Raw genomic sequence first — 5092 nt, 5'->3', positions numbered from 1 at the left:
AACAAGAATATACAGCTCTAGCACCATATATTCTGGTTAAACGGGCACAAGTTTACGAACAAATAGGAGAGACAGACAAAGCACAAAAAGCTTGGGAAGAAGTATTAAAAACCTATCCAGAAGAACCTGTGGTGGCAGAAGCTTTGTATGTGCTAGGAAAACAAAAGCCGGAATACTGGGATGAGGCGATCGCTAAATTTCCTGGTTATCCAACTACGGTTAAAATTGCTCAGGAAAAATTAAAGCAAAATCCTAATCAACCTCAGTTATTATTGCTCATTGCTAAGTATGGTTTTCATGTGCCGGAATATGGCACGGTATTGGAACAACTGAGAACAAAATATGCCTCTGAGTTAACTGCCGAAGATTGGGATATGATTGCTTTTGGTTATTGGGAAAAACAGGACTATGCTAAAGGTGCCCTAGCATATCAGAAAGCAACCAAGACTCCCCAAAATTTATATCGTTATGCCAGGGGTTTATGGTTAGGTGGAAAAACTCAAGAGTCCCGCGAAGCTTATAAAACCTTAATTAATACATTTCCCAATGGGGGAGAAGATACAGCTTTGGGTTTGATTCGTTTGTCGAGGTTGGTCGATCGAAAAGATGCCATACCTTATCTTGACAGAGTAATTGCTAATTTCCCTGGTCATGCACCTGAAGCTATGTTAGAGAAGTCTAAGTTGCTCGATCGACTTGACTCTGCTAAGTCAGCTTCACTGGTACGTCAACAATTGTTGAGAGAGTATAATAATTCTGATGCTGCGGCTAAACTGCGGTGGGAGTTGGCCGAACAAGCTGCTAAAGGTGGTAATTTACAAGCAGCTTGGAAGTGGGCGCAACAGTTGACTGTGAATAATCCTGATAGTGAGTTAGCAGCGCAAGCAGGTTTTTGGGTAGGTAAGTGGGCACAACAACTTGGGCGGAAAGAGGATGCTAAAAAGGCTTTTGAGTATATGATTTTACGGTATCCTCACTCTTATTATGCTTGGCGATCGGCGGTGATTTTAGGTTGGCCAGTGGGCGATTTTACGACAGTTAGGGATTTATCCCCAGAAGTTGTACATACGAAAGGGCGCGATCCACTGCCTTTTGGCTCTGAAACATTGCGGGAACTGTATCAAATTGGTCAAGACCAGGATGCTTGGAAACAGTGGCAGGTAGAATTTGAAGACCGCATGAAACCTTCTGTAGCTCAACAGTATACTGATGGTGTATTGAGAATTGGTGTGGGGGATAATTTAGATGGTATTTGGATGCTGACTAGCTTGAGTAAACGGAAAAAACCAGAGGAGATAGCTGAGTATAAAGCCTTAAAAAAACAGCGTACCTATTGGCAAACTTTGTATCCTTTTCCTTATTTAGAAACTATTGTTAAATGGTCTAATAAAAGACAATTAAATACTGTTTTGGTGACTGCTTTGATTCGTCAAGAATCCCGTTTTATGCCGAAGATTAAATCTGTAGTTGGTGCTACAGGATTAATGCAAATTATGCCGGAAACGGGAGAAGAAACTGCTCAAAAAATTAACCTTGTTAGCTATGATTTAGAGAATGTTAACGATAATGTTAATTTGGGTACTTATTACTTTGATTTTACTCATAAAGAGTACAAGAATAATTCGATGTTAGCAGTGGCGAGTTATAATGCGGGTCCGAATGCTGTGGGTAGTTGGTTAAAACGGTTTGGGTTTAATGATGCTGATGCTTTTGTGGAGAAAATTCCTTATCCAGAAACAAGGGGTTATGTAGAGTCTGTGTTTGAAAATTATTGGAATTATTTACAGATTTATAATCCTGAAGTTTCTAAGTTGATGGAAAGACATTACGCTAAATATAATAAATAGGAGAGTATAATAATGATTTCCTCATGGATATACAGATGATGATAGAAAAGTTAATTTGAAATTTCTCAGGTGAAAAATAGATATTGAGGCAATTTTTCTCCAGAAAAATCATTGAAAATAATCTCATCAATAGACTATTTTGTAGGGTGGGTAATATACACCCTACAAATGATTTTATAACAAACCTGTAAAGCTAAATGAAATTTCTGGATATCTGGACAAATTCCATGAATTAGCACCGATAGACTCTTTTTTTCCTGTTCCCTTGAAAAATAACTGTAATTATAAATTTTATAATGCCATAATGCCACATTTTCCTAACTTTCCAGTATCCACTACTTTATCCCTAACATATTTAACTTTAGGGTTTTGTCAACTTTATGTCTCCCCAGCGATCGCTCAACTACAACCAGATAGCAGTTTGGGAGAGGAAAATTCAGTTGTTATACCAAACATTAATATCAATGGTATAGAAAGCGATCGCATAGACGGGGGTGCCCAACGGGGTGCTAATTTATTTCACAGTTTTGAGGAGTTTAATATTCAACAGGGACGAGGAGTTTATTTTACTAACCCTGATGGAGTCGCAAATATTCTAGGTCGCGTCACTGGCAGCAATATCTCGAATATATTGGGAACTTTGGGTGTCCTTGGGGATGCTGATTTATTTCTGATTAACCCTAATGGTATTATTTTTGGGTCAGAAGCTCAATTAGATATTGGGGGTTCATTCTATGGTTCGACTGCCGATAGTATCTTATTTGAAAATGGATTTGAGTTTGCTGCTTCTAACCCTCAAGCACCACCATTACTGACAATTAATGTTCCTATTGGGTTGAGGTTGCCAGAAAACTCTGGTAGTATTCAAGTTATTGGTCAAGGTCATAATTTGAGTACCGATCCTAATACTCAGGCAATTATTCGAGAAAATAGAAATATAGGGTTACAAGTTCAACCGAATCAAACTTTAGCTTTGATCGGGGGAGATGTTTCTTTTAGAGGGGGAAACCTGACGGCAGAACAAGGACGCATTGAAGTAGGAAGCGTTCGGAGTGGGGTGGTGGGATTAACTTCTGTAGGTTCCCTCAATTATGGGGAAGTTTCAGAATTTGGTAATATTCAACTATCTCAAGCTAGCTCTTTAGATGTTAGTGGAGAGGGTGCGGGGGAGGTGAGAATTCAGGGCGGACGTATTGAAATGCGTGATGGTTCGATAATTGTGGCTGAAACCTTGGGAAACCAGGATGGAGGTAACTTAATTATTAGAGCATCTGATACTGTGGAAGCGATCGGTGTAATTCCAGAAACTCAGATTTTCAGTGGTGCAGTAACGCAAGTTGCTCCTGAAGCAGTGGCTCAAGGTGGTAATTTGAGAATTGAGACGCAAAGTCTTCAGTTAAGAGATGGGGCGCAGTTTGCTGCTGTTAATTTTGGTCAGGGAAACACAGGAAGTTTGAATATTTCTGCTACTGATGTAGAACTTATTGGTGCTTCTGGTGATGGTGCATCCAGTGGTTTATTGGCTGTAGTGTTTCCAGGGGTGGTAGGCAATGGAGGAGATATAGATATCAATACAGAAAGATTAAGGGTTATAGATGGAGCACAGATTCTCACAGGTTCTTTAGGTGAGGGAAATGGAGGAAATTTAACTGTTTCTGCTACTGAGGTAGAAGTTATTGGAACTTCTCCTTTAGGTCAAGCTAGTATTCTATTTGCTTCAGTGCTGCCGGGAGGAAGAGGAAATGGAGGAACTCTGAAGATCGATACAGGAGAATTAAGAGTTATAGATGGAGCGCAGATTCTCACTAACACATTTGGAGAGGGAAATGGAGGGAATATAGCTATCTCTGCTACTGATATAGAACTAATTGGAACTTCTGCCGACGGTGTTTCAGGTGGTTTGTTTGCTTCAGTGGAACCGGGAGGTATAGGAAATGGAGGAGCGATAGATATTGATACAGAAAGTTTAACAATTCGAGATGGAGCGGAAATCACCACGAACACATTTGGAGAAGGAAATGGAGGTGATTTAACTATCTCGGCAACAAATATAGAACTAATTGGAACTGCTACTAATGGTCAAGTTTCAAGTGGTTTGTTTGCTGTGTTGGATTCAGGAGGCATAGGAAATGGAGGAGCGATAGATATTGATACAGAAAATTTAACAATTCGAGATGGAGCGGAGATTGCCACGAACACATTTGGAGAGGGAAATGGAGGTGATTTAACTATTTCTGCTACTAATATAGAATTAATTCGTACTAATGAAACTCCTACTGGCTTATTTGCCACAGTCGAACCGGGAGGAATAGGAAATGGAGGAAATATAACGCTTAACACAGAAAGTTTACGGATGCGAGATGGATCGCAAGTCCTCACTGCTACTGTTGGTCAGGGAGATGGAGGAAATTTAACTATCTTTGCTACTAATATAGAACTCATTGGCACTACTGCTGATGGTCTATTTCCTACTGCTTTGTTAGCTACAGTAGATGTAATCAGGGACGAAAATGGTGAAAGAACTGAACAACAAGGTATAGGAAATGGAGGTAATTTAAGGCTTGATACAGAAAATTTAATAGTTCGAGATGGAGCGCAGATAAGTGCAGCTACATTAGGTCAGGGAAATGGAGGTGATTTAACTATTTCTGCTACTAATGTAGAACTCATTGGCACTAATGCTAACGATGTGCGTATCAGTGGCTTGACAACTTCCGTACAAGAGGAAGAAGCAAGGGGAAATGGAGGAAATTTAAGACTCAATACCAGAAATTTGCGAGTTCGAGATGGAGCCGAGATTACCGCTAGTACATCTGGTGATGGAAATGCTGGGGATTTAATTATTACAGCTAAAGATATTGATATCATTGGTACATCTGCTGCGGGTACTCCCAGTAGATTAACAGCGGCGGCCGAATCTACAGCAACAGGCAAAGGAGGAGAATTAATAGTTAACACTGAAAGCTTAGAAGTTCAGAATGAAGCACTTGTTACTGTTCGCTCCGAAACTTCAGAACCTGCGGGAGAGTTAAAGATTAATGCTACTTCTATTGTTTTAGATGATAGAGCTAGCCTGAATGCAGAAACTACTGGAGGTCAAGGTGACATCTCCCTAAACAACGATAAAGACCTAATCCTGCGTCGCAATAGCAGCATCACTACTAATGCAACTGGTACAGCTACTGGAGGCAATATCATAATTAATACTGATAATTTAGTCGCCCTAGAAAACAGCGACATATCTG

The 5092-nt window shown here is 40.0% G+C and carries 2 protein-coding genes; both read left to right on the top strand.

Going from position 1 to position 5092, the window contains the following annotated elements:
• The coding region (locus F6K22_RS31065) for a lytic transglycosylase domain-containing protein (RefSeq protein WP_293107139.1) at positions 1 to 1847 on the top strand (1847 nt) is incomplete at its 5' end.
• Positions 1848 to 2151: 304 nt separating this feature from the next.
• On the top strand, positions 2152 to 5092 hold a 2941-nt coding region (locus tag F6K22_RS31060), incomplete at its 3' end, for a two-partner secretion domain-containing protein (RefSeq protein ID WP_293107137.1).

It is taken from the genome of Okeania sp. SIO2F4, assembly GCF_010672385.1.
GTDB lineage: Bacteria > Cyanobacteriota > Cyanobacteriia > Cyanobacteriales > Microcoleaceae > Trichodesmium.
This window is presented reverse-complemented; position numbering and strand designations above follow the sequence as displayed.